General features: G+C 58.6%; 22 protein-coding genes. 9 read left to right on the forward strand and 13 right to left on the reverse strand.

The features are described from left to right. Window positions 1-222: 222 nt before the first annotated feature. From smdB to ACJ8OK_RS09175, 3 genes are all read right to left on the reverse strand, one after another. A complete protein-coding gene (smdB, locus tag ACJ8OK_RS09165; RefSeq protein ID WP_442530542.1) occupies window positions 223-2001 on the reverse strand; it encodes a multidrug efflux ABC transporter permease/ATP-binding subunit SmdB in 1779 nt (592 codons plus the stop codon). After that, on the reverse strand, window positions 1994-3769 hold the full coding sequence (smdA, locus tag ACJ8OK_RS09170) for a multidrug efflux ABC transporter permease/ATP-binding subunit SmdA (RefSeq protein ID WP_044031830.1): 1776 nt from the start codon (window positions 3767-3769) through the stop codon (window positions 1994-1996). The genes smdB and smdA overlap by 8 nt, the downstream gene beginning before the upstream one ends. 92 nt (window positions 3770-3861) lie before the next feature. Further along, complete coding sequence (locus ACJ8OK_RS09175; protein ID WP_004940330.1) at window positions 3862-4323, reverse strand: Lrp/AsnC family transcriptional regulator; 462 nt, start codon at window positions 4321-4323, stop codon at window positions 3862-3864. Between the two features lie 122 nt (window positions 4324-4445). Between ACJ8OK_RS09175 and ACJ8OK_RS09180 the strand changes: the two genes are divergently transcribed. Then, on the forward strand, window positions 4446-5486 hold the full coding sequence (locus tag ACJ8OK_RS09180) for a PLP-dependent cysteine synthase family protein (RefSeq protein WP_442530543.1): 1041 nt from the start codon (window positions 4446-4448) through the stop codon (window positions 5484-5486). 60 nt (window positions 5487-5546) lie between these two features. Here ACJ8OK_RS09180 and cof read toward each other — a convergent pair whose 3' ends face one another. Continuing rightward, window positions 5547-6371 carry an HMP-PP phosphatase gene (gene cof / locus ACJ8OK_RS09185; protein ID WP_442530544.1) on the reverse strand — a complete coding sequence of 275 codons (825 nt, stop codon included), beginning with the start codon at window positions 6369-6371 and terminating at the stop codon, window positions 5547-5549. Between the two features lie 104 nt (window positions 6372-6475). Here cof and ACJ8OK_RS09190 point away from each other — a divergent pair, with 104 nt between their 5' ends. Both ACJ8OK_RS09190 and queC read left to right on the forward strand, forming a co-directional pair. Further along, window positions 6476-8191, forward strand: a complete 1716-nt coding sequence (locus ACJ8OK_RS09190) for an SgrR family transcriptional regulator (RefSeq protein ID WP_442530545.1) — start codon at window positions 6476-6478, stop codon at window positions 8189-8191. Between the two features lie 115 nt (window positions 8192-8306). Next, complete coding sequence (gene queC, locus ACJ8OK_RS09195; protein ID WP_004940343.1) at window positions 8307-9005, forward strand: 7-cyano-7-deazaguanine synthase QueC; 699 nt, start codon at window positions 8307-8309, stop codon at window positions 9003-9005. 36 nt (window positions 9006-9041) lie between these two features. Here queC and ACJ8OK_RS09200 read toward each other — a convergent pair whose 3' ends face one another. From ACJ8OK_RS09200 to bolA, 9 genes are all read right to left on the reverse strand, one after another. After that, window positions 9042-9455, reverse strand: a complete 414-nt coding sequence (locus tag ACJ8OK_RS09200) for an acyl-CoA thioesterase (RefSeq protein ID WP_025301769.1) — start codon at window positions 9453-9455, stop codon at window positions 9042-9044. Between the two features lie 154 nt (window positions 9456-9609). Continuing rightward, window positions 9610-9984, reverse strand: coding sequence for a ComEA family DNA-binding protein (locus ACJ8OK_RS09205; protein ID WP_004940345.1), 375 nt, complete (start codon window positions 9982-9984; stop codon window positions 9610-9612). A gap of 138 nt (window positions 9985-10122) precedes the next feature. Continuing rightward, the gene (gene ppiD / locus ACJ8OK_RS09210; protein ID WP_442530546.1) at window positions 10123-12006 is read right to left on the reverse strand and encodes a peptidylprolyl isomerase; all 1884 of its coding nucleotides are present in this window, start codon (window positions 12004-12006) and stop codon (window positions 10123-10125) included. A 178-nt stretch (window positions 12007-12184) separates the two neighbouring features. Beyond that, window positions 12185-12457: a nucleoid-associated protein HU-beta gene (gene hupB / locus ACJ8OK_RS09215; protein ID WP_004940351.1), complete on the reverse strand. Its 273-nt coding sequence runs from the start codon at window positions 12455-12457 to the stop codon at window positions 12185-12187. A gap of 216 nt (window positions 12458-12673) precedes the next feature. Further along, window positions 12674-15028, reverse strand: a complete 2355-nt coding sequence (gene lon / locus ACJ8OK_RS09220) for an endopeptidase La (protein ID WP_004940352.1) — start codon at window positions 15026-15028, stop codon at window positions 12674-12676. 194 nt (window positions 15029-15222) lie between these two features. Continuing rightward, window positions 15223-16494 (reverse strand): ATP-dependent protease ATP-binding subunit ClpX, encoded by a 1272-nt coding sequence (gene clpX / locus ACJ8OK_RS09225; protein ID WP_004940354.1) that lies wholly within the window; start codon window positions 16492-16494, stop codon window positions 15223-15225. Between the two features lie 143 nt (window positions 16495-16637). Continuing rightward, window positions 16638-17261, reverse strand: coding sequence for an ATP-dependent Clp endopeptidase proteolytic subunit ClpP (clpP, locus tag ACJ8OK_RS09230; protein ID WP_015376845.1), 624 nt, complete (start codon window positions 17259-17261; stop codon window positions 16638-16640). 439 nt (window positions 17262-17700) lie between these two features. After that, a complete protein-coding gene (gene tig, locus ACJ8OK_RS09235) occupies window positions 17701-19005 on the reverse strand; it encodes a trigger factor (protein WP_031300019.1) in 1305 nt (434 codons plus the stop codon). A 367-nt stretch (window positions 19006-19372) separates the two neighbouring features. Continuing rightward, window positions 19373-19687: a transcriptional regulator BolA gene (gene bolA / locus ACJ8OK_RS09240; RefSeq protein WP_004940361.1), complete on the reverse strand. Its 315-nt coding sequence runs from the start codon at window positions 19685-19687 to the stop codon at window positions 19373-19375. Window positions 19688-20001: 314 nt separating this feature from the next. Between bolA and ACJ8OK_RS09245 the strand changes: the two genes are divergently transcribed. From ACJ8OK_RS09245 to ACJ8OK_RS09270, 6 genes are all read left to right on the forward strand, one after another. Continuing rightward, window positions 20002-20580 (forward strand): lipoprotein, encoded by a 579-nt coding sequence (locus ACJ8OK_RS09245; RefSeq protein WP_033634001.1) that lies wholly within the window; start codon window positions 20002-20004, stop codon window positions 20578-20580. Between the two features lie 51 nt (window positions 20581-20631). Beyond that, window positions 20632-22110 carry a muropeptide MFS transporter AmpG gene (gene ampG / locus ACJ8OK_RS09250; RefSeq protein WP_442530547.1) on the forward strand — a complete coding sequence of 493 codons (1479 nt, stop codon included), beginning with the start codon at window positions 20632-20634 and terminating at the stop codon, window positions 22108-22110. A gap of 440 nt (window positions 22111-22550) precedes the next feature. Further along, window positions 22551-23501 (forward strand): cytochrome o ubiquinol oxidase subunit II, encoded by a 951-nt coding sequence (gene cyoA, locus ACJ8OK_RS09255; RefSeq protein ID WP_004940365.1) that lies wholly within the window; start codon window positions 22551-22553, stop codon window positions 23499-23501. A gap of 3 nt (window positions 23502-23504) precedes the next feature. Beyond that, window positions 23505-25496 (forward strand): cytochrome o ubiquinol oxidase subunit I, encoded by a 1992-nt coding sequence (gene cyoB, locus ACJ8OK_RS09260; protein ID WP_004940366.1) that lies wholly within the window; start codon window positions 23505-23507, stop codon window positions 25494-25496. Then, window positions 25486-26100, forward strand: a complete 615-nt coding sequence (locus ACJ8OK_RS09265; RefSeq protein WP_004940367.1) for a cytochrome o ubiquinol oxidase subunit III — start codon at window positions 25486-25488, stop codon at window positions 26098-26100. The genes cyoB and ACJ8OK_RS09265 overlap by 11 nt, the downstream gene beginning before the upstream one ends. Further along, window positions 26100-26438, forward strand: a complete 339-nt coding sequence (locus ACJ8OK_RS09270) for a cytochrome o ubiquinol oxidase subunit IV (protein ID WP_004940369.1) — start codon at window positions 26100-26102, stop codon at window positions 26436-26438. Before ACJ8OK_RS09265 ends, ACJ8OK_RS09270 begins: the two co-directional genes overlap by 1 nt. Window positions 26439-26450 lie beyond the last annotated feature (12 nt).

The following is a 26450-nucleotide window of genomic DNA, read 5'->3' on the forward strand; positions in this document are numbered from 1 at the left end:
AGGGCTGTGCCAAATTTTATTTTGCATGGCGATTCAGCGGATTAGCGAGCACGCGGGCGGCGCCGCGGCGCGGTGCAGTACCGATACCTTGAATGGGTTAAATAATGCGCACTGATTTGGTGCGCGTCGCGTCGAAAAAGTGCAGAAAGGGGGCGTGACTCAGATGGTTTGCCTGCTTATGGTGCGTTGGAAAGAAAGAAGGGCCGCGAGCGCGGCCCATGTTCAGGCGGGTTGGCTCTCCTCACGCACCGCTTCCGCCAACTGCTCGCCCGCCAACTGCAGCTGGTACATCTGGTAGTAACGCCCCTGCTGCGCCAGCAGCTGCTGATGGTTGCCCTGCTCCACGGCCTGGCCGCGATGCAGCACCAAAATGGAATCGGCGTCGACGATGGTCGACAGCCGGTGGGCGATCACCACCAGCGTGGTGTGCTCGCGGATCGCACGCAGCGCGCGCTGGATAGCCTGTTCGGTGCCCGAGTCGATATTAGCGGTCGCCTCGTCGAGGATCAGGATCTGCGGCGCCTGCACCAAGACTCGCGCCATCGCCAGCAGCTGTTTCTGCCCAACCGACAGGTTATTGCCCTGCTCCCCCAGTCGGGTGTGAATACCCTGCGGGAAGCCATGCACCAGATCCGCCAGCTGCACCGTTTCCAGCGCCCGCCAAACGGCGTCTTCCTCGATATTGCGCCCCAACGTGACGTTGGCCAGCACCGAATCGGCGATCACCACCGGATCCTGCTGCACCATCGCCACGCCCTGGCGCAGCGTGCGGTGCGACAAGCTGGAGATCGGGCGGCCATCGAGACGCACTTCCCCCTCGCTGACCGGGTAATAACCCATCAGCAAGTTGGCCAAGGTGCTCTTGCCGCTGCCGGTATGCCCAACCAGCGCCACGAAGCCGCGCGACGGCACCGACAGCGAAATATGCTGCAGCACCTTTTTGTCCGCGCGGTAAGCGAAGCTCAGATCGGTGATGTCGATGCGGCCGCCAGCCAACGGACTGTCGTCGGTACCGTAACTCTGCTGGCTGCGATCCATCAGTTCGAAAATGCGTTCGCCGGCCACCACCGCCTGCTGCAGGATCGACTGCTGTGACGTCAGCTCGATCAGCGGTTCGTTCAAACGCCCCAGATAGTTGATGAAGGCATAGAGTACGCCGACGCCAATCACGCCTTCGCCGCTGAAGCCGAACAACATCAGCAAACCGCACAGCACCAGCGCCGAAAACAGGCTGAGCAGCGGCCGCAGCAGGAAACCGTCGAGCCGCAGGGTCTGCATGCGCGCGAGATAGTGCGACTGGCTGGCGGCGCTCATGCGCTCGCCGAAGCGCACCTGCTGGCGGAATTGCTGGATCACGCCCATGCCGTTGATCACTTCGTTGAAACCGTCGTTGATGTCCGCCAGATAACTACGCACCCGGCGCACAATCGGCGTGCTGTAATATTGATAGATGCCCATCACCACGAACACCGCCGGAAAGATGCAGATAGCCACTAACGCCATGCGCCAGTCGAGGCTGAACATCGCCACCAGCATGGCGCCGATCAGCGCGGCGCTTTTCAGCACCGTGGAGACCACCATCACGTACAGGTCCTTGATCACTTCGGTGTCGTTGGTGACGCGCGAGATCAATTGCCCGACCGGTTGCGTGTCGAAGGCGCTGAGCGGCTGGCGCAGCGCGGCGTCCATCACGTCGGTGCGCAGCCGCTGCACCACGCCTACCGCCGCCTGGTTGAACAGCAGCGCCTGGAAGTAATGCAGCGCCGCCGCCAGCAGCTCCAGCAGAATGTAGGCCGCCGCCAGCCCGCCGACGATCATCAGCGGCAGTTGCCCTTTGGCGACGTAATTATCGATAAAATAGCTCACCAGGATCGGCCCGGCGACTTCCGCCGCCGCCGCCACCCACAGCATCAGCACCGCCACCCCCAACGGTTTGCGGTACGGCGAACCGTAGGCCAACAGGCGCTTCAGCGTCGGCCACAGCTTTTGCACTTTATTCATCGGCCAACGCCTCCTCACCGTTTTCCGGCGCTTCGTCCAGCGCCGCTTCCAGCTGCTGATAGCGGTACATATCGCGATACCAGCCCGGCTGCGCCGCCAGCGCCGCCGGATCGCCGCGCTGCGCCACGCCGCCATGCTGCATCACCAGGATTTCGCTGGCCTCGGTTAATGCCGACAGCCGGTGTGCGCTGATGATCACCGTGCGATCTTGCCCCCAGCTGCGCAGGTTGTGCAGGATCTGGTGTTCGGTACGGCCATCCACCGCCGATAGCGCATCGTCGAGGATCAGGATCTCCGCATCCAGCAGCAGCGCGCGCGCGATGGAGATGCGCTGTTTCTGTCCGCCCGACAGCATCACGCCGCGTTCGCCCACCTCGGTGTCATAGCCCTGCGGCAGCCGCAGAATGTCCTCATGGACGCTGGCCAACCGCGCCGCCTGTTCGATCTGCGCCTGCGTCGCCCCCGGATGGCCCAGTGCGATGTTGTTCGCCACGGTATCGGAGAACAGGAACGGCGTTTGGCTCACCACCGACAGCCGCGAACGCCAGTCGTCGAGTTTGACCTGCGGCAACGGCAGGCCGTGATAGCGGATCTGCCCTTGATCGACGTCGAACTGGCGCTGGATCAGCGACAGCAGCGTCGATTTGCCGGCCCCGGTCGGCCCGCACAGCCCCAGCATTTGCCCTGGTTTCAGTGTCAGCGCCACATCGTGCAGCGCCGGATGCGGGTTTTCCGGGTAGTGGAACGCGCGGATATCCACCTCCAGCACGCCGCGCCCGGCCGGCAACGCCTGCGGGCCATCCTGCACCGCCGGCGCCTCGTCGAGCAGGCTGCGGATGCGGCTGTAGGCTGCGCTGCCGCGCTCGACGATGTTGAACATCCAGGCCAGCGCCAGCATTGGCCAGATCATCAGGCCGAGGTACATCACAAAGCTGGTCAGTTGCCCGAGCGTCAGCGAACCGTTCACCACCATCCAACTGCCGCCGCCGATGGCCAACAGGTTAGACGCGCCGATGGCGATATAAATGGTCGGATCGAAGCGCGCATCCACCCGCGCCACGTGCATGTTCTTGGCCCCGGTCTGCGCCGCGACGTCGGCGAAGCGGTTGGATTGGTGATCTTCCAGCCCGAAGGCCTTGATCATGCGGATGCTGGTCATGCTTTCCTGCGCCTGATCGTTCAGGCTGGAAAACGCCGCCTGCGCCGATTTAAAGCGCTGGTGCAGCTGGTCGCCGTAATATTTGATGGCGATCGCCATCAGCGGCATCGGGATTAACGCCAACACCGTCAGCTGCCAGCTGATTTGGGTGCTCATCACCACCAGCACCACCACCCCCATCACCAGCGAATCCACCAACGTCAGCACGCCTTCACCGGCGGCGAACACCACGCGATCCACATCGTTGGTGGCGCGCGCCATCAGGTCGCCGGTGCGATGACGCAGGTAGAACGCCGGGTTTTGTCGGCTGAGCTGGCGGTAAAAGTTTTCGCGCAGTTCGACCGCCAGCTGGTAGGAAGCGCCGAACAGCAGCACCCGCCACACATAGCGCAGCAGATAAACGACGATCGCGGTGCCGATCATCAGCCCGAGCCAGGCCAACAGCACGCCGGTGGACATCTGTTTTTCGGTGACGCCGTCCACGATGATGCCGACCAGCTTAGGCGGCAACAGTTGCAGGATGGCGATGACGATCAGCAGCACCACCGCCCCGAGGTAGCGGCGCCACTCCCGGCGGAAGTACCAGCCGATTTGTGCAAATAATCTCACGCAGTTTGATTCCAGGATTTTATGGGATTTGTCTCTTTTTCTGCTTCAGCAGAGCAGGATACCACCGTTGAGCCGCCCGTCCGGTTAACTTTTCACTCCGGCACCGGCAGCGCGGTGGTGTATTTGATTTTTTCCATGGCAAAGCTCGAGGTGACGTCAATAAGGCCCGGTACGCCGTTCACCAGGCGCTTATAAAAGCCGTCGTAGCTTTTCATGTCCGCCACTTCGACCTGCATCAGGTAGTCGTACTCTCCTGCCATCCGGTAGAACGCCAGCACCTCGGGCATCTGGCTGGTCAGCTGCACAAACGCCTGATACCACTCGCTGCTGTGCTGCTGGGTCTTGATCAACACGAACGCCGTCAACCCCAGGCCGAGCTTTTCATTATCCAGCAAGGCCACCCGGCCGCGGATATAGCCTTCGTCCTCCAGGCGCTTCAGCCGTTTCCAGCATGGCGTCGAAGTCAAATTGACCGCATCGGCCAGTGCCTGCAGCGACTGGGTGCAATCTTGCTGCAGCATGCACAGCAGCTTACGGTCTGTTTTATCTAACATAGCGGCCACCCGGAGAAAAATTTTCTCCCATTAGGCGATTAAACAGGGAAAATGGCAATCCTTTTTTCCCGCCGACAGGCTATGCTACGCCATAAACCAGCCCCCTATTCTGAGGCCATATCATGACAAACTCTTGGGTAAAATATGCTATCGGTGAAATAGAAGCGGATTTTCAGCGCTCCGCCGATACGCACTTGATTCGCCTGAACCTGCCGGCGTTTCCCGGCATCTGCCTGTACCTGAAAGACGAGAGCACCCACCCGACCGGCAGCCTGAAACACCGCCTGGCGCGCTCGCTGTTCCTTTATGGCCTGTGCAACGGCTGGATCACCGAGAACACCACCATCATCGAGGCCTCTTCCGGCAGCACCGCGGTGTCCGAAGCCTACTTCGCCCGTCTGATCGGCCTGCCGTTCATCGCGGTGATGCCGTCCTGCACCGCGCGCCGCAAGGTGGAGCAGATCGCCTTTTACGGCGGCCGCTGTCACTTCGTCGATCATGCCGCCCAGATCTACGCTGCCTCCGAACAGCTGGCGAAAGAGCTGAACGGCCACTATATGGATCAGTTCACCTACGCCGAGCGCGCCACCGACTGGCGCGGCAACAACAACATCGCCGACAGCATCTTCCGCCAGATGGCGCGCGAACCTTTCCCGGTGCCGAAACACATCGTGATGAGCGCCGGCACCGGCGGCACCTCTGCCACGCTGGGGCGCTACATCCGCTATCAGGGGCACGACACCCAATTGACGGTGGTTGATCCGGAAAACTCGGTGTTCTATGACTGCTTCCACCACGGCGATCGCACCCTGATCGGCAGCTGCGGCAGCCGTATCGAAGGCATCGGCCGCCCGCGCGCCGAGCCATCGTTCATCCCTTCGGTGGTCGACAACATGCTGCGCGTGCCGGATGCCGCCAGCGTCGCCACCATTCACTGGCTGGAAGGCGTGCTGAGCCGCAAGGTTGGCGCCTCTACCGGCACCAACGTTTGGGGTGCGCTGCAGTTGGCGAAGCAGATGCGGGAAAACGGCGAGCAAGGGGCGATCGTCACCCTGCTGTGCGACAGCGGCGAGCGTTATCTGGATACCTATTACAACCCGGATTGGGTCAGCAACAACATCGGCGATCTGCAGCCGTATCTCGCGCAGCTGGCGGATTTGTAACGCCAGGCTTCGGGTAAAAAAAAGCCGGGTAGTCATACCCGGCCGGCTGTAAGGAGAACCTCATTCTTCGGGGGAATAGGTGAGGCAAGGTGAACGCAGCCAATGTTGTAAATAGTGAGCCACCGCCTGTTGTTGGCAATGGCCGATAACCGGTAGCTGCGGCAGCAGGGATTTCAGCTGCGGCAGGGCGTTGCCCATCACCACGCCGTGCCCCACCGCTCCCAGCATCTCTTTGTCGTTCATCGCGTCGCCGAACGCCATGCAGTCGGCCATCGTCAGCCCCAGATGACAGCTCAGCCGCTCCAGCGCCGTGCCTTTGTTGCAACCGAGCGGCAGCACCTCCAGACAGTCGTAGGCGGAAAAGCACAGGTCTGCCTCGTCGCCCAATTGCGCCCGCAGCTGCACCTGCAACGCCAGCAACTCCTCATATGGCGCGACAAAGCACACCTTGCTGTTGCCGAACGCCGGCAGACGGCGCACATCGGCCAGTTGAAAACGAAAACCGCTCAGGTGATGCGCCCGCAGCATCTCTTCCGGCACGGGAAACTCGGTCAGCCAACCTTCGTCGCGGAATACATGCATGCTGGCGCGAGTGCGCCAATGATGATGCAGCACCTCTTCGGCCACCGCCGCCGGCAGGTCGGTGGCGTGCAGCTGTTGGCCACGGTTGTCATATACCCGCGTGCCGTTGCCGGTGATCAGGTACCCCTGCAGCCCCAGTTGCGCCATGATCGGTTGCGCATCGAGGTAGTGGCGCCCGGTGGCGAACGTCACCACCATCTCCCGCTCCACCAGCTGGTTCAGCACCGCCAGCGTTTCCGGGCCAACCCGGTGATCCGGCATCAACAGCGTGCCGTCCATATCGAAAGCTGCCAGGCGATACATAAAGACCTCATGAATGTGAACACGATTACAATCACTGCAGTATGGGATGGCATTTGCGGAAGTAATAGTGAACAATTTGAGAAAACTGTTCCGGATTTCTGCCCATGCGCCTGGTTCACCGCCTCAGCCAATATCAACGCCTGTATCAACAGCTCGGCAGCGCGCCGGTCGCCGTGACCATCGGCGAGCTGGCGGCGATGTTCTACTGCAGCGAACGCCATGCCCGCACGCTGGTGCAGCAGCTGCAGGATCAGGGCTGGCTGAGCTGGCATTCGCAGCCCGGCCGCGGTAAGCGCGCTCGCCTGCACTGCCTGAAAACCCCGGATGAACTGCGCGCGCAGCTACTTCAACAGCTGCTGCAACAGGGCAATCATCAGGGGGCGCTGGAGATGGCGCAGCTCGATCCGCAGCACCTGCAGGATCTGCTCAGCCCGCACCTCGGCGGGCAATGGCAGGCCGGCAGCCCGACGCTGCGCATTCCCTATTACCGCACGCTGGAAGCGCTCGACCCGCTCACGTTGACCGGCCGCGCCGAACAACATCTGGTGTCGACCCTGCACGCCGGACTGACGCGCCTGATGACCGGTAACCCGGAACCGCAGCCCGATCTGGCGCACCATTGGCAGATTAGCGATCGCGGCCTGCGCTGGCGCTTCTTTCTGCGCAGCCAGCTGCGCTGGCACAACGGCGAACCGTTGACCGGCCACCAACTGCTGCAAACGCTGGAAAAACTGCAGCGCCATCCGCGCAGCCAACCGAGCCTGGCCAACGTCGCGCGCATCAGCCTGCCGCATCCGTTGTGTATTCAGTTCGATCTGCACCTGCCGGACTACTGGCTGGCCCACCGGCTGGCGGAGCTGCCTTGCCTGATGACTCACCCGGAGCTGCCGGCCATCGGCGCCGGCCCGTTCAAGCTGACACTGAATGAGCCGCAACTGGTGCGGCTGGAACAGCACGCCGGTTATCATCTGCAGCATCCGTATCTGGATACCATCGAATACTGGATCACCCCCGATTTACCTACCGCCGGCACCTACACCAGTTGCCAGCATCCGGTGCGCATCACCATAGGCCAGCAAGACGATTTAGCGCAGGCCCGGCCGGTGCAGCGCAGCATGAGCCTGGGCTGGTGTTATCTGGCGCTGAACCTGCGCCACGGCGTGCTGAACGAAGCACAGGGGCAAAAGCTGCTGATGCTGATCCAGCAGTCCGGCCTGCTGAGCCATCTGCCGATCCCCAACAGTGTGATCACCCCCAGCCATGAAATGCTGCCCGGCTGGCGCATCCCCCGCCAACAGGTCGAAGAGGATGTCGCCCTGCCCGCCCGGCTGACGCTGCTGTATCGGCCGCCGGTCGAGCTGGAAACGGTGACGGCCGCGCTAAAGCGGTTGCTCGCGCAGCACGGCTGCGAGCTGGAAGTGCGTTACTATGCCGGCAAGCGCTGGCAAAGCGAGGAGCAAATCGCCCAGGCCGATCTGCTGCTGGCGGACAACCTGATCGGCGAAGCGCCGGAGGCGACGCTGGAGAGCTGGCTGCGGCAGGATACGCTGTGGCGCGGCATCCTGACGGAAAGCCGCTGGCATCAGCAACAGGATACGCTGCGGCGGATCCAGCAGCTGCAGGCGCAGCAACCGCGTTTCGCACGGCTGCAGGCCTATTATCAAAAGCTGATGGCCGCCGCCATCATCACGCCGCTGTTTCACTACCAGTATCAGATCAGCGCGCCGCCGCGCATGCATGGCGTCACGCTGACCGCCCACGGCTGGTTCGATTTTTGCCAGGCGTGGCTGCCGCCGCCGGTGGACGACGGAGCGGCCTGAACCGAACCGCCCTGCGTCTGACGGCCCTTTCTGCTACTATTGTCGCCGCAACGCAATTTTTATCCTGCCGCCCGAATGTGTATCGGGAGAGGCCAAAGCCCAAAAAGGTGATTTTATGAAGCGCGCGGTTGTCGTTTTCAGCGGTGGACAAGACTCCACGACCTGCTTAATACAGGCATTGCAACAGTATGACGAAGTTCACTGCGTCACGTTCGATTACGGCCAGCGCCATCGCGCCGAGATTGAAGTGGCTCAAGAGCTGTCGGTAGCCCTCGGCGCCAAGGCGCACAAGGTGCTGGACGTAACGCTGCTCAATGAGCTGGCCGTCAGCAGCCTGACGCGCGACAATATTCCGGTTCCCGCCTACGATCCCAACCAGAAAAATGCGCTGCCGAGCACCTTCGTGCCGGGCCGCAACATCCTGTTCCTGACGCTGGCGGCGATCTACGCCTACCAGGTCGAAGCGGAAGCGGTGATCACCGGCGTGTGTGAAACCGATTTCTCCGGCTACCCGGATTGCCGCGACGAGTTCGTTAAAGCGCTGAACAAGGCGGTGACGCTGGGCATCGCCCGCGATATCCGCTTCGAAACGCCGCTGATGTGGCTGAACAAGGCCGAGACCTGGGCACTGGCGGATTATTACCACCAGCTGGATCGCGTACGCCAGGATACGCTGACCTGCTACAACGGCATCAAGGGTGACGGCTGTGGCGAGTGCGCCGCCTGCAACCTGCGCGCCAATGGCCTGACGCAGTACCGGGCCAACCAGGCGGAAGTGATGGCGGCGTTGAAACAGAAAGCCGGCCTGGCCTGAGGGCAGTGACGGCGGCAGCCTATGCCGCCCGTGAGCTTACTGCGGATTCTCCTTCAGCGTGAGCGCCTCCAGGTGCTCGCGCAATTCTCCTTCGATCGGCAGCGCACGCTGCGTTTTCAGATCGACGCACACGAAAGTCAGCAGCGCGTCTGCCACCGGCGTCCCCGCCGGATCCTGCGTCACCTTTTGGCTCAGTACCCCGCTCTTGCCGTTGAGCTGCACCATCTGGCTGTCGATACGCAGCTTATCCCCCAATACCGCCGGGCTGCGGTAATTGATATTGATGTTCACCACGATGAAAGCGATGTTGTTTTCCGTCATCCAACGGAACCCTGCCTCGTTTTCCAGCCACTCCCAGCGCGCCTCCTCCAGAAACTCCAGATAGCGGGCATTGTTAACGTGCTGGTAGACATCAAGGTGATAACCGCGAACTTTGATAAAGGTTTGCATAGGGAACGATCGCTCCTGCCTGGTGATTACAGAAAGAGGGAGCCGCGCTGGCTCCCTCGCCCGTTTGGTCAACGCGCCAAACTGGTAAGACCTGTAAAATGTAGCAGAGGAGTCACGGCCTCAGCGCCATTTTGCCACGCAGCCGCGACCGGGATCACATTTTCAGCCGGGTGCGGTTCTTCTCAAACAGCGCCGGCCCGATGCCCGGCACCTCCTGCAACTGCTCAACCTGGGTGAACGGCCCGTTCTGTTCGCGATAGCGCACGATGCCTTCCGCCTTCTTCAGGCCGACGCCGCTCAAGGCGGCGGCCAGTTGTTCGGCAGTGGCCTGATTGATGCTGACCGCCGCCTCTTCGGTTGCCTTGGTCATCACCGATTGTCCGCCATGGCTCGCCGGTGTTGAGAGCATCGGCGCCTCGTTTTTTTCCACCGCGGCGGCCGGCCCGGCCAGGCATAACAACAGCGCGGTCAGCGCGGCGTTAACGTGACGACGGTAACCGAAAAACGCTTTTTTCTCTGAATATTGCATGCTGTATCCTCCTTGTGTGTGACAGCACGGCTACCTTGCCGCGGCGGCGAATATTCAGCAATCGACGGATGTCAGATATGGAAAAGGCCGCGAAAGCGGCCTTTGTTTGTTGCACTGCGTTGCAGAAAAATGCGGCGATTACTGAGGCTGTTGCTCAGCGGCGCCCATTTTGATCTTGGCTTCTTTACGCAGGCTCGCCAGCAGCGAATCGAAGGAAACGCCGGTCGCGCCCTCTTCCATCTTGCCGACGAAGGTTTTCATTTCGTCTTCCGGCAGCGTGCCTGGCTTCACCGCATCAAGCGCAATCAGCACCACGTTGTCCTGACGATCCTGCGACATGCCGTACACCGGCTTGCCGTCCTGCGGGCGCGGCAGCGCGAACACGCTCTCCACCAGCTGGCTGTCTTCCGGCGCGCGCGCCATCTTCTGCACGGCGCCAAAGCTCAGGCCGGCGGCTTTCATCGCTTCGTCGCCCTTGCCCTGCTTCAGCTCAACCAGCAGCTTCTCGCCCTGCAGCTTCGCTGCCTGCAGCGCCTTGTTGCGTTTCACCAGTTCCGCCACGCGGTCTTTTACCTGGTCGAACGGTTCGATGCCTTCCGGCTTGTGGCCGCTCACGCGCACCACGAAAGCGCGGTCGCCGTCTACGGTGATCACGTCGGAGTTGCTGCCCGGCGCGCCGTTCTCGCCGATCAGCGAGCCGTCGAAGATCGCCTGCACCACCGGTTTGAAGTTCAGCGCGGCAGGGATGTTGTCGCGGGTGAACCAGTCGCTTTGCGCCGCTTTCACGCCGGCCGCTTCCTCAGCCGAGGCCAAAGATTCGTTGTCGCTGGTCGCCGCTTCGCTCACCTTCTGCTGCAGCGCGTAATAGGCGTCTACCGCTTTCTCCTGCTGCACCTGCTTGGCGATGGCGTCATGCACTTCGCTCAGCGGTTTCAGTTTCTCAGGTTCGATGTCGTTCAAACGCACGATCAGGTAGCCGACGGAGGATTTCACTACGCCAGACAGCTGCCCTTTCTCGGTCAGGTTAGCCTGCTTCAGTTCGTCGGCGGTGGTTTCCGGCTCCAGCCAACCCAGCTCGCCGCCGGTGCGGCGTGAGATGATGTCGGTGGATTTCTCTTTCGCCAGGGTGGCGAAATCGGCGCCCTTCTTCAGCTCGTCCAGCGCCGCGTTGGCTTCCGCCTCGGTTTTCAGCTGGATCACGCTGTAGTTTTTACGCTCCGGCTGGCCGTAGCTGCTCTTGTGCTGGTCGTAGTAAGCGTTGATGTCCTCTTCGCTCACTTTCACCTTGTCCTGCATGGACGCGGCGTCCAGCGGGATATAGCTCACCTTCACCTGCTCCGGGGCGATGAAGCTGTTCTTGTTCTGATCGTAATACGCCTTCAGTTCGTCGTCGCCGGCGCTTTGTTTCGCCTGCAGCGCTTTCAAATCGATGGTCGCCAGGCGCACGTCGCGCTCCTGCAGCACCAGCGCCGCCATGGCTTGCGATTCAGACGGCAGCACGAAACCGGACTCGCCGAAGGCCTGGATCACCTGCTGATTGACCAACTGCTGACGCATCGACTGCGCGAAGTTGTCGGCGGTGTAGCCCATGCGGCCAATCAGATCGAGATATTTGGCGTTATCGAACTGGCCGTTGGTCTGGAAGTAAGGCGCCTTGCGGATGGCGTCCTTGATCTGATCGTCGCTGACCGCTAGGCCCAGCTTCTTGGCATACTGGTCGAGCAGCATGTTGTCGATCAACTGGGACAACACCTGACGGCGCATCTGCTGCATGTAGCCTTCGTTGCCGGCCAGCGCAGAGAACTGGTCACCCAGCTGCTGCTGCATGCGGCTGCGCTCGCTTTGGAAAGCCTGTTCCAGCTGAGCGCGTTCGATCGTCTGACCATTTACTTTCGCAGCATAATCGCCGGAGCCGCCGATCAGGTAGTTACCCACCCCGGTCAGAACGAATGACAGGATGATCAGGGCCAGGATGATTTTGAGCACGACGTGATTGGCAGCCGCGCGTAAATTGTCCATCATAGTGTGACAACACTCCGCTGTGATGTGGATTAACAACCCTTGCGCAGGCGCGTTCCCTGCGACAAAAATAAAAAAAGCGCATCAGTCCGATGCGCCTTGTATCTTACCTTACCAGCACCGCTGCGTCAGGTGATTGTTTATTACAAAACCCTGTTACGCTAAACGGTTAGACGCTAAATCAGTTTACAGCGTCTTTCAGCGCTTTCCCTGCACGGAAGGCAGGTACTTTGGCTGCCGCGATCTTGATCTCTTTACCGGTTTGCGGGTTGCGGCCGGTACGGGCCGAACGTTCACGCACGGTAAAGGAACCGAAACCTACCAGAGCCACGTCATCCCCTGCTTTCAGGGAGTCGGTAACGGAAGCGATTACTGCGTCTAAAGCACGTCCCGCTGCCGCTTTGGAAATATCAGCACCTGCGGCAATCTTGTCGATCAGTTGTGACTTATTCACTCTATCATCCCCTCTAGAATTCTATCGTCGCACCGAAAAATCCCTACGGTTGCGACAGCGCAGCTGTTATATCAATCCCATCGAACCTTGGCAAGCCACCGACTGGGTGACAAAACGCGGGCCGACAGAGATCTAACTTAGCGGTACAAAAAAATACTGGCAAGTCCGAAATGGCTTGCCAGTATAAGTTTTATCAATGGTTTTTGCGATTCGTCACTATTTTGCCGCTACCGGCAGTGCGCCGAAGGCCGGGTTTTGCAACGCAATGTTCAAAACTTCATCGATTCGCTGCACCGGATGAATCTCCAGATCGGCGATAACATTGTCCGGAATCTCTTCCAGATCGCGCTTGTTCTCGTAAGGGATCAGCACGGTTTTGATGCCGCCGCGATGCGCCGCCAGCAGTTTCTCTTTCAGGCCGCCGATCGGCAACACCTGGCCGCGCAGCGTGATCTCGCCGGTCATCGCCACATCGGCGCGTACCGGGTTGCCGGTCAGGCAGGAGACCAGCGCGGTGCACATCGCGATACCGGCGCTCGGGCCATCTTTCGGCGTCGCCCCTTCCGGCACGTGCACGTGGATGTCGCGTTTCTCGTAGAAATCGGCGTTGATGCCCAATTTCTCCGCGCGCGCGCGCACCACGGTCAGCGCCGCCTGAATCGATTCCTGCATCACTTCACCCAGAGAACCGGTGTAGGTCAGCTTGCCTTTGCCCGGCACGCAGGCGGTTTCGATGGTCAGCAAATCGCCGCCCACTTCCGTCCACGCCAGCCCGGTGACTTCGCCCACGCGGTTTTCGGTATCCGCACGGCCGTAATCGACGCGCTGCACGCCCAGGTAATCCTTCAGGTTGTCGCCGTTGATCTCGATGTGCTTGCGCTTCTTGTCCATCAGCAGCGTTTTCACCGCTTTACGGCACAGTTTGGAGATTTCACGCTCCAGGCTGCGCACCCCGGCTTCGCGGGTATAGAAGCGAATAATGCCGATGATGGCGCTGTCGTCGACCGTCAACTCGCCTTTTTTCAGCGCATTGCGCTCGAGCTGCTTCGGCAGCAGGTGCTGTTTGGCGATGTTGAGCTTCTCGTCCTCGGTATAACCCGACAGGCGGATCACTTCCATACGATCCAGCAGCGGCGCAGGAATGTTCATCGAGTTCGAGGTGGCGACAAACATCACGTCGGACAGATCGTAATCCACTTCCAGGTAGTGGTCGTTGAACGCCACGTTCTGTTCCGGATCCAGCACCTCCAGCAGAGCGGAGGCCGGATCGCCGCGCATGTCGGAAGACATCTTGTCGATCTCATCCAGCAGGAACAGCGGGTTCTTCACCCCCACCTTGGCCATCTTCTGGATCAGCTTGCCCGGCATCGAACCGATGTAGGTACGACGGTGACCGCGGATTTCCGCTTCGTCACGCACGCCGCCCAGCGCCATGCGCACGTACTGGCGACCGGTCGCCTTGGCGATCGACTGCCCCAGCGAGGTTTTACCCACGCCCGGCGGCCCCACCAGACACAGGATCGGCCCCTTGATTTTGCTGACGCGGCTCTGTACCGCGAGGTACTCGAGGATGCGATCTTTCACGCGCTCCAGGCCGTAGTGATCGGTATCGAGCACTTCCTGCGCCTTGTTCAGGTCTTTTTTCACCTTGCTGCGCGCATTCCACGGCACCTGCAGCATCCAGTCGATGTAGCCGCGCACCACGGTCGCTTCCGCCGACATCGGCGACATCATCTTCAGCTTTTGCAGTTCCGCTTCGGTTTTTTCGCGCGCCTCTTTCGGCATTTTCGCCGCATCGATCTTGCGCTTCAGCGCTTCGTGCTCGTCCGGCGCGTCGTCCATCTCCCCCAGTTCTTTCTGAATCGCCTTCATCTGCTCATTCAGATAGTACTCGCGCTGACTCTTCTCCATCTGCTTCTTGACGCGGTTACGGATGCGTTTCTCAACCTGCAGCAGGTCGATCTCCGACTCCATCATCGCCATCAGGTATTCCAGACGCTCGGTGATGTCGGACATCTCGAGCACCGACTGCTTGTCGCTGAGTTTCAGCGGCATATGGGCGGCGATGGTGTCCGCCAGGCGCGCGGCGTCGTCGATGCTGTTGAGTGAAGTCAGCACCTCCGGCGGGATTTTTTTGTTCAGTTTGATATAGCCTTCAAACTGATTGATCGCGGTGCGCACCAGCACTTCCTGCTCGCGCTCGTCGATAGCCGGCGACTCAAGGTATTCCGCCTGCGCGGCGAAATGCTCACCGCTGTCGGACAGCGTAGTGATGCGTGCGCGCTGCAGCCCCTCGACCAGCACTTTTACCGTGCCGTCCGGCAGCTTCAGCATCTGCAGGATCGACGCTACGGTGCCGACCGAGAACAAGTCGTTAATGCCAGGTTCATCCGTTGAGGCCTCTTTCTGTGCCACCAGCATGATCTTCTTATCGTGATCCATTGCGGCTTCGAGGCACCGAATCGATTTTTCCCGGCCAACAAATAACGGGATCACCATGTGCGGATAAACCACCACGTCGCGCAATGGCAAAACGGGGATTTCAATGCGTTCGGAACGCTCAGGGTTCATAGAGCTCTCTCTTAGTTTAATTTCCGCCAGGTTGAGGGGGAATCTCATGAGACGCAAGCATCTAACGTTTCATAAAATCTGGTTAATGAGTATATGGGGATGAATCTCTTACATTCAACGGCAAGAATGCAGGAAAAAGAAATGGGGGATGAAATCCCCCATTTTACTGATAACGCGCTGGTTTAACTGGCTAATTATTCGCCAGACGCCTGGGCTTCAGGCTTGCCGTAAATCAGCAGCGGTTTGGATTGGCCGGCGATCACCGACTCGTCGATCACCACTTTGTCTACGCTGTCCATCGACGGCAGATCGTACATGGTGTCGAGCAGCGCGCCTTCCACGATGGAACGCAGGCCGCGGGCACCGGTTTTGCGCGCCATGGCTTTCTTGGCGATGGCGTTCAGCGCTTCGTCGCGGAACTCCAGCTCCACGCCTTCCAGATTGAACAGCGCCTGATACTGCTTGGTCAGGGCGTTCTTCGGCTCTTTCAGGATCTGAATCAGCGCGTCCTCGCTCAGCTCGCTCAGGGTCGCCACCACCGGCAGACGGCCGATGAACTCAGGGATCAGACCAAACTTGATCAAATCTTCCGGTTCGGCCTGCAGCAGCAGTTCGCCTTCGGTAGCCTTCTCGGACTCGCCCTTGACGGTCGCGCCGAAGCCGATGCCGGAGCCGGTGTTGACGCGTTGACCGATCACCTTATCCAGGCCGGCAAATGCGCCGCCGCAGATAAACAGGATCTTGGAAGTATCGACCTGCAGGAATTCCTGTTGCGGATGCTTGCGCCCGCCCTGCGGCGGAACCGCGGCGATGGTGCCTTCAATCAGCTTCAGCAGCGCCTGCTGCACGCCTTCACCCGAGACGTCACGCGTGATCGACGGGTTGTCGGACTTACGGGAAATCTTATCGATTTCATCGATATAAACGATGCCGCGCTGCGCTTTCTGCACGTCATAGTCACATTTTTGCAACAGCTTCTGGATAATATTTTCCACGTCCTCGCCCACGTAACCGGCTTCGGTCAGGGTGGTGGCGTCGGCCATGGTGAACGGCACGTCCAGGAAGCGCGCCAGCGTTTCCGCCAGCAGAGTCTTGCCGCTGCCGGTCGGGCCGATCAGCAAGATGTTGCTCTTGCCCAACTCGATACCGTTGCTGGTATCGCCGTTGCGCAGGCGTTTGTAGTGGTTGTACACCGCAACCGCCAGCACTTTCTTCGCCTGCTCCTGGCCGATGACGTAGTCATCCAGGTGGTGGCGAATTTCGTGTGGCGTCGGCAGCGCACTGCGCTCACGATGCGGGGCAACTTCTTTAATCTCTTCGCGAATAATGTCGTTACACAGATCGACACATTCATCGCAGATATACACTGACGGCCCGGCAATCAGCTTACGCACTTCATGCTGGCTTTTGCCGCAAAAAGAGCAGTACAGCAGCTTTCCTGAACCGTCTTTGCGCTTATCTGTCATCAGTCAAACCTCTTCTTTAGTCTTGTCCCGCAGGAAAATCACGGCGGCAGTGCGCCCAAACTCATATCGGGAACGCCGAGGGACCGCAACAGAACGAGCCCCTGCCCACTCTGATTACTATAGTCCATCGGCGCCGCGTGGTTCTAGCTGCGGTGTGTCAGAATGCCGTCAACCAGGCCGTATTCCACGGCTTCGTCCGCGGTCATAAAGCGATCGCGCTCGGTATCGCGCTCGATCTGCTCCAGCGGCTGGCCGGTATGCTCGGCCATCAGTTCGTTCATGCGCGCTTTCACCTTCAGGATTTCACGCGCGTGGATTTCGATGTCCGTCGCCTGGCCCTGGTAGCCGCCCAGCGGCTGGTGAATCATCACGCGCGAGTTCGGCAAGCAGAAACGTTTGCCTTTGGCGCCCGCGGTCAGCAGGAAGGAGCCCATCGAGCACGCCTGGCCCATACAGATGGTGCTGACGTCCGGCTTGATGAACTTCATGGTGTCGTAAATCGACATGCCCGCGGTAATTACCCCACCCGGCGAGTTGATGTAGAGGTAAATGTCTTTTTCCGGGCTTTCCGCTTCGAGGAACAACATTTGCGCCACGATCAGGTTGGCCATGTGATCTTCCACCTGGCCGGTCAGGAAAATGATGCGCTCTTTCAGCAGGCGGGAATAAATGTCGTAAGAACGCTCCCCGCGTGAAGTCTGCTCTACCACCATCGGCACCAGCGCCATGTTCGGTGCAAATTGATCTCGTTCGCCACTGTATGACATTACCGTCTCCTAATAGAAATTGCCTTGGCGGCCAGGGTGTCACCCTAATACGCCGATTCTACTTGAGAACGGCCATGATGACTATGCTCAAGCATTCGACCCGCGCCGCACGTACCCGACGGTTGTTTTATCCCGCGCACTTTGGCAAACAGCCCCAGAATTATTCTTTACAGATTGGGGGAGCCCGGCGCGATTTCAAGCCCAGAGGCCGATTTTCTCCGCGCGCCGGAAACGATGCCGTTATTCTGACCGTTATCATGCCAGCCAGTTCCCCCAGGCAACAGGGTAAATATAGTGCATATTATCCCGCTTAACCTGAGATTAATCAGCAACGTGGCAAAAAGAAAAGCCCGCAACCTGAGGTTGCGGGCTTTTTCATCGTGCGCCGGTTCGCCAGGCGAAACCGGGGGCGCCGTTCATCGCGCCCGGCACGCCGGCATTACGCCTGTTGAGTCTGGTTCATCAGCTCGCTGAAGGTAGTGGCTTTTTCAGTCACTTTCGCTTTCGCCAGCAGGGCTTCAACCGCTTGCTCTTCCAGAGCCACGTTGCGCATGTTGTTCATCAGCTCTTTGTTTTTGCTGTAGAACTCGATGACTTCGCTCGGATCTTCGTAGGCGGAGGCCATTTCTTCGATCAGCGTCTTCACGCGGTCTTCGTCAGCTTTCAGATCGTTGGTGCTGATCACTTCACCCAGCAGCAGGCCAACCACTACGCGGCGTTTCGCTTGCTCTTCGAACAGTTCACGTGGCAGTTCCAGCGCTTGCTTCTCGTTGCCGCCGAAACGCTGTGCAGCCTGACGACGCAGCACGTCGATTTCGCCGTCGATCAGGGCAGCAGGCACGTCGATTTCGTTCGCGCTCACCAGGCCTTCGATCGCCTGAGACTTGATGCGGTTACGCACGGCGCCTTTCAGCTCGCGCTCCATGTTCTTGCGAACTTCAGTGCGCAGGCCGGCAACGGAACCGTCCGCCACGCCGAAACGCTTGATGAACTCTTCGGTCAGTTCCGGCAGCTCGCGCTCTTCAACTTTCTTCAGCACGATAGCGAATTTGGCCGCTTTGCCCTTCAGGTTTTCCGCGTGGTAGTCTTCCGGGAAGTTCACGTCGATGGAGAACTCTTCGCCCGCTTTGTGACCGACCAGACCTTCTTCGAAGCCTGGGATCATGCGGCCCTGGCCCATTGCCAGCACGAAGTCGGACGCTTTGCCGCCTTCGAACTCCTCACCGTCGATAGAACCAGTGAAGTCAACGGTCACGCGATCTTCAGCTTCCGCCGCGCGATCGGTTTCTTTCCAGGTGGCCTGCTGCTTGCGCAGGGTATCCAGCATCGCGTCGACGTCTTCGTCGTTCACTTCAACTACGGGTTTTTCGACTTCGATGTTTTCCAGGCCTTTCAGCTCAACTTCTGGATACACTTCGAATTCAACGGCGAAAGTGAAGTCTTCACCTTCTTTGTACTCGCCCGGCACGTAGTTTGGTGCGCCAGCCGGATTAATCTTTTCTTTGATGATCGCGTCAACGAAGCTGCGCTGCATCGCTTCGCCCAGCACGTCCTGACGAACAGAGGCGCCGTAACGCTGTTCCACGATGTTCATCGGCACTTTGCCTTTGCGGAAGCCGTCGATACGCACGCTTTTCGCTGCGTTGATCAGCTCTTTCTTCACCGCCTGCTTGATAGTATCAGCCGGTACAGTAATAGAGAGACGGCGCCCAAGGCCTTGAGTGGTTTCTACTGAAACTTGCATCTTGTTACCTCAAAAAAATCACAGTGCTCGGTCAACTCCGTTCCAAGAACCAGGACGGCTACAGATAAGAACCGAGTTCCCTGATGACAGAAGCGTCCCGAAACCATTCCGGAAAAATAAGACGCGACATTATAGCGGCGCATGCGTGGCGAGTCGAGGAAAGCTAGGCGGCGCAGGCGCGCTAAAACTCACACTTTTGCCGATTCGATCGCCCAAAGGCCGCCAAAACAGACCGAACGTTGGCCACATTGCGCGTCGGCCGTGTCGTCGTCAAAAACAGAAACGGCCCGCAGGCCGTTTCAAAATTCGTCAGTAGTAATACCCTAATTCAAGGGCAAAGTTCCACTGATACCTGAAAATTTCCCCCTCAGGCCAGCGTGCCGGCGCCGCGGCACGGCGGCGAGGCCGGCACGGTATCCTGCAGACCTTCCCACTCTTTGAGCGTATAGGTGTGCAGCGCCAGCGCGTGTACGCCGTCCGCCAGCTCCTCCGACAATACGCCGTAGATGGAGCGGTGGCGCGTCAAAAAACGTTCGCCGACGAAGCGATCGCTGACCAATACCACTTTGAAATGGCTTTCTGAACCCGCCGGAACGTTATGACGATAGCTTTCATCAACGACTTCCAGATACGCGGGCTCAAACGCCGCCCTTAACTTTGCTTCTATTTGCTCGCGAATCATAGGATCTCCTTACAACACCGGCAGAGGACCGTGCCCATCTAGTTCAATATTAGCCGGTTTTCCCCCGTTTAGACCATCGCCGGGACAAATTTCTCTTTTCTGCGGTCAAATGATGAGCGCCATCCCCGCCGCTTGGGGGATTATCCGATTGAGCGGGCCAAAAAAGCGTGTTTTTATCAACGGCAGGTAAAAATTTGTCACTCAGGCGCCTTCCGCGCTTCCACCGCACGGCGGCGATGCTATGATGTCGGCAATTTGTTGTCGGCTATCCCGCTCTGATTATTGCTAAATCCATCGAGAATGAGACAGAAAACATGTTAAAGAAACTTTGTCTTCCTTTGCTGGCCGCCCTGCTGCTGGCCGGCTGCGCGACCAGCAGCAACACCCTGAACGTCACGCCGAAAATCGTTCTGCCGCAGCAGGATCCTACCCTGCAGGGCATCACTGTCAGCATCAACGGCGCGGATCAGCGCACCGACCAGGCGCTGGCCAAGGTGAACCGCGACGGCCAGTTGGTCACGCTGACGCCATCGCGCGATCTGCGTTTCCTGCTGCAGGAAGTGCTGGAGAAACAGATGGGCGCACGCGGCTACATGATCGGTGCCGACGGCCCGGTGGCGCTGCAAATCGTCGTCAATAATCTGTACGCGGACGTATCCGAAGGTAACCTGCGCTACAACATCACCACCAAAGCCGACATTTCGATCATCGCCCAAGCGAAGAACGGCAACAAGCAGGTGAAGAATTACCGCTCGACCTATAACGTGCAGGGCGCCTTCACGGCGACCAACGAGAAGATCACCGACGCCGTCAACTCCGTGCTGGGCGACGTGATCGCCGACATGGCTCAGGACACCAGCGTCAACGATTTCATCAAGCAAAACGCGCGTTAATCGCCGCGCCTTGTGCCGCCCGGCGGATCGGGCGGCGCAGACAGGGAACTCATGTCGAAACACTATCTGAACATCTTCACCCAGCGTAACTCCGCCATTCTGCTGCTGCTGGGCTTCGCGTCGGGTCTGCCGCTGGCATTGACCTCCGGCACGCTGCAAGCCTGGATGACCGTCGAAAATATCGATCTGAAAACCATCGGCATCTTCTCGCTGGTGGGCCAGGCCTACGTCTTCAAATTCCTCTGGTCGCCGTTCATGGACCGCTATACCCCGCCGCTTCTCGGGCGGCGGCGCGGTTGGCTGCTGATCAGCCAGCTGTTGCTGGTGGCGGCGATTGTGGCGATGGGCTTTATGCAACCCGCGCAGCACCTATGGTGGCTGGCGGCGTTGGCGGTGCTGGTGGCGTTCTGCTCCGCCTCGCAAGATATCGTGTTCGACGCCTATAAAACCGATCTGCTGAGAGCCGAAGAACGCGGCACGGGCGCGGCGATCTCGGTGCTGGGTTATCGGCTGGCGATGCTGGTTTCCGGCGGCCTGGCGCTGTGGCTGGCGGATCGCTATTTCGGCTGGCAAGCCACCTACTGGCTAATGGCCGGGTTGATGCTGATCGGCGTGGCCGCCACGCTGCTGGCGCCGGAGCCGGATGAAAGCATCCCGGCGCCGCGCACCATGGAACAGGCGGTCGTCGCGCCGCTGCGCGATTTCTTCGGCCGCAACAACGCCTGGCTGATCCTGCTGCTGATCGTGATGTACAAAATGGGCGACGCCTTCGCCGGCAGCCTGAGTACCACCTTCCTGATCCGCGGCGTGGGGTTCGACGCCGGTGAAGTCGGGCTGGTGAACAAAACCCTCGGCCTGTTCGCGACCATCGTCGGCGCCCTGTTCGGCGGCGTGCTGATGCAGCGTCTCAGCCTGTTCCGCGCGCTGATGCTGTTCGGCGTCCTGCAGGCGGTCTCCAATCTCGGGTATTGGATCCTGGCGGTGACCGACAAGAGCCTGCTCACCATGGGCAGCGCCATCTTCCTCGAAAATCTGTGTGGCGGCATGGGCACCGCGGCCTTCGTGGCGCTGCTGATGACGCTGTGCAACCGGTCGTTCTCCGCCACCCAGTTCGCGCTGCTGTCGGCGCTGTCCGCCGTAGGGCGCGTCTATGTCGGCCCGATCGCCGGCTGGTTCGTTGAAGCCCACGGTTGGCCGTTATTCTACCTGTTCTCTATCGCCGCTGCCCTGCCCGGCTTACTGCTGCTCGGTATCTGTCGTCAGACGCTGGAGCACACCCAGCAGCATGGCAATTTTATGCCGCGCACCGAGTTTTCAGAATCTTACCGTTGGGCGCTGCGCTTGCTGACGCTAGGCTGTTCGCTGTTGGGCCTGTGGTTGCTGTTGCTTATCACCAATGCGCTGGATTGGACGCAGGCCCCGCAGTTGGCCGATCGGCTGCTGCAGGTCGGCGCCGCGCTGAGCCTGCTCGGCGTCGCCATGGGCAGTACGTTGGATTACCTCGCCCTGCGCCGCACCCGTTTGGCATAATCTGACCGGCCGGTGATTTCACCGGCCGAAAAAAAAGCGATCCGGGGGTATATTTATTTCGGTAAAAAAAGATAATCGGCGCGGAAATTATTTTTTTATCCGACTGCCGCACTCGGAAATAAAATTAAATTCACCTTTAAGACACAATTATTTTACATTAAATAAACCTTTTCTGCGTATTTCCCCGCCGCGCATTTCTTCGCCAAATTCATCATACCTTTAGTTTTCCTTAACATACGGGCTGCTCGTCACGATTCAGCGTGCCAACGCGTTGTTGTCATTGGTAAATTGTCACGCAGGGTTACATCTGTGACCCCCTTAACAGAAAGTGTCAACAAGCCGCTGACACTCCCTTAAGCATGTTTACAGTACTGCAACCTTCCCGTAAAATGCCCGCACACATGAAACGACAATTGAGCCTTTGTTATTGAGGTCGTTAGATGAGACTTAAGAAATACAATAAAAGTATTGGGATGCTGTCATTAATCGCAGGCACTGTATTGCTCAGTGGCTGCGATATGGTTTTGATGAATCCCAAAGGAGCAATTGGTGTTGAGCAACGGACACTGATTATCACTGCAATCGCATTGATGTTGATCGTAGTGGTGCCAGTTATCTTCATGGCGTTCGCCTTTGCCTGGAAGTATCGCGCTTCCAACAAAGACGCCAAGTACAGTCCGAACTGGGCCCACTCCAACAAGATCGAAGCGGTCGTCTGGACCATTCCTATCATTATCATCGCCATCCTTGGCACCATTACCTGGAAGACCACCCACGAACTCGATCCGTTCAAGCCGATTGTCACCGACAAGAAGCCGATGACGATCGAAGTGGTGTCGCTCGACTGGAAATGGCTGTTCATCTACCCGGAACAAGGCATTGCGACCGTTAATGAGCTGGCTTTCCCGAAAGATGTTCCAGTCGAATTCAAGATCACCTCTAACTCGGTAATGAACTCGTTCTTTATCCCGCAGTTGGGTGGACAGATTTATGCGATGGCCGGCATGCAGACCAAACTGCACCTGATCGGCAACGAAGCCGGTGCCTACAAAGGCATCTCCAGCAGCTACAGCGGCGCAGGCTTCTCCGGTATGAAATTCACCGCGATCGTTACCCCGACCGAAGGCGACTTCGATCAGTGGGTGGCCAAGGTGAAGGCATCGTCTAAAAACCTGAACACCACCGACGACTTTAACAAACTGGCAGAGCCGAGTGAAAACAACCCGGTTGAGTACTTTGCCGCTGTCAAACCGAATTTGTTCAAAGAAACAATTGCCAAATTCATGGGCGACATGGATATGCACAAGGGCGCTGGCGCGCACGAAGGCATGGACATGAGCCAAGGTATGGACATGGGTGAACATGCTGCTCACGCCGGAGCCGAGGAATAACTGATGTTGGGAAAATTAACACTTGATGCGGTTCCGTACCACGAACCGATCATCATGGTCACCGTAGCCGCAATTATTGTCGGGGGCCTGGCAGTGCTGGCGCTGCTGACGTATTTCGGTAAATGGAAGTGGCTGTGGAGCGAATGGCTGACTTCGGTCGACCATAAAAAAATTGGTATCATGTACATCATCGTGGCGATGGTCATGCTGCTGCGCGGCTTTGCCGACGCCATCATGATGCGTAGCCAGCAGGCGTTGGCGTCCGCCGGTGAAGCCGGGTTCCTGCCGCCGCACCACTACGACCAGATCTTCACCGCGCACGGCGTCATCATGATCTTCTTCATGGCGATGCCTTTCGTGGTTGGCCTGATGAACGTCGTGGTGCCGCTGCAAATCGGTGCGCGCGACGTCGCCTTCCCGTTCCTGAACTCCCTGAGCTTCTGGTTCTTCGTGGTGGGCGTGGTGCTGATCAACATCTCCCTGGGGGTCGGTGAGTTCGCTCAGACCGGTTGGCTGGCGTATCCGCCGCTGTCGGGTAAAGAGTACAGTCCTGGCGTCGGGGTCGATTACTGGATCTGGAGTCTGCAGATTTCCGGTCTGGGTACCCTGCTGACCGGCGTGAACTTCTTCGCCACCATTCTGAAGATGCGTGCCCCTGGCATGCCTATGATGAAGATGCCGGTGTTCACCTGGGCGGCGCTGTGCACCAACGTCCTGATCATCGTTTCTTTCCCAATTCTGACCGTCACCATCGCGCTGCTGACCCTGGATCGCTATCTGGGCACCCATTTCTTCACCAATGATATGGGCGGCAACATGATGATGTACATCAACCTGATTTGGGCCTGGGGTCACCCAGAGGTGTACATTCTGGTTCTGCCGGTGTTCGGCGTATTCTCCGAAGTCACCGCGACCTTCTCCAGAAAACGCCTGTTCGGCTATACCTCACTGGTATGGGCAACCATCGCGATCACCGTTCTGTCGTTCATCGTCTGGCTGCACCACTTCTTCACCATGGGGTCCGGCGCGAACGTTAACGCCTTCTTCGGTATCGCCACCATGATCATTTCCATCCCGACCGGGGTGAAAATCTTCAACTGGCTGTTCACCATGTATCAGGGCCGCATCAAGCTCAACTCCGCAATGCTGTGGACCGTTGGCTTCATCATCACCTTCTCCGTGGGTGGTATGACCGGCGTTCTGCTGGCGGTGCCGGGCGCGAACTTCGTGCTGCACAACAGCCTGTTCCTGATCGCACACTTCCACAACGTCATCATCGGCGGCGTGGTGTTCGGTTGCTTCGCGGGCCTGACCTACTGGTTCCCGAAATCCTTCGGCTTCACGCTGAACGAAAAATGGGGCATCCGCGCGTTCTGGTTCTGGATCATCGGCTTCTTCACCGCCTTCATGCCGCTGTACGCATTGGGCTTTATGGGCATGACCCGTCGTATCAGCCAGAACATCAACCCTGAGTTCCACCCTCTGCTGCTGGTTGCAGCCGGCGGTGCGGCGTTGATCGCCTGCGGCATCCTGTGCCAGCTGACCCAGATCTTCGTCAGTATCCGTGACCGCGAACAAAACCGCGATCTGACCGGTGACCCATGGGGTGCTCGTACTCTGGAGTGGTCAACCTCGTCTCCACCGCCGTTCTATAACTTTGCCGTAGTGCCGCAGATTCATGACCGCGATGAATTCTGGGACATGAAAGAAAAAGGCGAAGCTTATAAGAAACCGGCTAAATACGAACCGATTCATATGCCTAAGAACACCGGCGCCGGCGTTATCATCGCCTTCTTCAGCCTGGTATTCGGTTTCGCAATGATTTGGGAAATCTGGTGGATGGCTCTGGCCGGCTTCATCGGTATGATCGTTGTCTGGATCGGCAAGAGCTTCGATCACGATGTTGACTACTATGTGCAGGTTGATGAAATCGAGCGCATTGAGAACCAACACTACGAACAAATCCGTAAAGCAGGCGTGAACCATGTCAACTGAAACTCTGACCAATCATAACGCAGCCCATGCAGAGCATGGGCACCACGACGCGGGAGAGACCAAAGTCTTCGGATTCTGGATCTACCTGATGAGCGACTGTATTTTGTTTGCGAGCTTGTTCGCGACTTATGCAGTCCTGGTGAACGGGACCGCTGGCGGTCCCTCAGGCAAAGACATCTTCGACCTGAAGTTTGTCCTGGTCGAAACCTTCCTGCTGTTGTTCAGCTCCATCACCTACGGCATGGCGATGATCGCCATGAACAAGGGTAAAGTTGGCGGTGTAAACACCTGGTTGTTCCTGACCTTCCTGTTTGGTCTGGGCTTCGTGGCGATGGAAATCTATGAATTCCATCACCTGATCGCCGAAGGCTTCGGGCCGGATCGCAGCGCGTTCCTGTCCAGCTTCTTCGCGCTGGTCGGCACCCACGGTCTGCACGTGACTTCCGGCCTGATTTGGATCATCGTGCTGATGATTCAGGTGAGCAAGTTCGGCCTGACCGCGACCAACAAAACCCGTCTGATGTGCCTGAGCCTGTTCTGGCACTTCCTGGACGTGGTCTGGATCTGCGTATTTACCGTTGTCTACCTGCTGGGGGTTATGTAATGAGCCATTCATCCCATGAAACCTCTCACGGCGGCGCAAGCCACGGCAGCGTGAAGTCATACCTGATCGGCTTTATCCTGTCGATCATCCTGACGGTAATTCCATTTGCGATGGTAATGAACGGCACTGCCTCTCATTCCACCATCCTGGCGGTTGTTGTCGGTATGGCGGTTATCCAGGTGATTGTTCACCTGGTTTACTTCCTGCACATGAACACCTCATCGGAAGAGCGCTGGAACCTGGTGGCATTGCTGTTCACCGCTATGATCATCGGTATCGTTGTTGTAGGTTCACTCTGGATTATGTACAACCTCAACATCAATATGATGGTCGATTAAGAGCTGAGCTGC

The sequence above is a fragment of the Serratia sp. CY71090 genome, assembly GCF_052166845.1.
Taxonomy (GTDB): Bacteria; Pseudomonadota; Gammaproteobacteria; order Enterobacterales; family Enterobacteriaceae; genus Serratia; species Serratia nematodiphila.